This window comes from Clostridium sp. MCC345 (assembly GCF_018785345.1).
Taxonomy (GTDB): Bacteria; Bacillota; Clostridia; order Lachnospirales; family Anaerotignaceae; genus Anaerotignum_A; species Anaerotignum_A faecicola.
Genome location: NZ_WQPP01000027.1, coordinates 1 through 1,337, shown reverse-complemented (window position 1 = coordinate 1,337; position 1,337 = coordinate 1). Strand labels below are relative to the sequence as shown.

Annotated in this window: 1 rRNA gene; it reads right to left on the bottom strand. The window is 53.6% G+C overall.

From position 1 onward, the window contains the following. Window positions 1–22: 22 nt before the first annotated feature. Window positions 23–1,337, bottom strand: a 16S ribosomal RNA gene (locus tag GPK49_RS06845); the annotation flags it as partial.

Genomic DNA, 1,337 nt, shown 5'->3' with positions numbered 1-1,337 from the left:
TTTTCTCCGCTTTTCTCCATAGAAAGGAGGTGATCCAGCCGCACCTTCCGATACGGCTACCTTGTTACGACTTCACCCCAGTCACTGGCTTCACCTTCGGCGGCTCCTTCCTTACGGTTAGGTCACCGACTTCGGGTGCTTCCAACTCCCATGGTGTGACGGGCGGTGTGTACAAGGCCCGGGAACGTATTCACCGCGACATTCTGATTCGCGATTACTAGCGATTCCAGCTTCATGTAGTCGAGTTGCAGACTACAATCCGAACTGGGACTGGGTTTTTGTGATTTGCTTAACGTCGCCGTCTCGCTTCACTCTGTTACCAGCCATTGTAGCACGTGTGTAGCCCAAGACATAAGGGGCATGATGATTTGACGTCATCCCCACCTTCCTCCGTGTTATCCACGGCAGTCTCCCTAGAGTGCCCAACTCAATGATGGCTACTAAGGATAAGGGTTGCGCTCGTTGCGGGACTTAACCCAACATCTCACGACACGAGCTGACGACAACCATGCACCACCTGTCACCGATGCTCCGAAGAGAAACTCTATCTCTAGAGCGGTCATCGGGATGTCAAGCCTTGGTAAGGTTCTTCGCGTTGCTTCGAATTAAACCACATGCTCCACCGCTTGTGCGGGCCCCCGTCAATTCCTTTGAGTTTCAACCTTGCGGTCGTACTCCCCAGGTGGAGTGCTTATTGCGTTAGCTGCGGCACCGAGGATTCCTCCCCGACACCTAGCACTCATCGTTTACGGCGTGGACTACCAGGGTATCTAATCCTGTTTGCTCCCCACGCTTTCGAGCCTCAGCGTCAGTTTCAGTCCAGAAAGCCGCCTTCGCCACTGGTGTTCTTCCTAATATCTACGCATTTCACCGCTACACTAGGAATTCCGCTTTCCTCTCCTGTACTCTAGCTCGCCAGTTCCAAATGCAATCCACGAGGTTAAGCCTCGGGCTTTCACATCTGGCTTGGCGTGCCGCCTACGCTCCCTTTACACCCAGTAATTCCGGATAACGCTTGCCCCCTACGTATTACCGCGGCTGCTGGCACGTAGTTAGCCGGGGCTTCTTATTCAGGTACCGTCACTTTCTTCGTCCCTGTTGATAGAAGTTTACGATCCGAAAACCTTCTTCCTTCACGCGGCGTTGCTGCATCAGGGTTTCCCCCATTGTGCAATATTCCCCACTGCTGCCTCCCGTAGGAGTTTGGGCCGTGTCTCAGTCCCAATGTGGCCGATCACCCTCTCAGGTCGGCTACTGATCGTCGCCTTGGTGGGCTGTTATCTCACCAACTAGCTAATCAGATGCGGGCCCATCCTATACCGAATTACTCCTTTTCT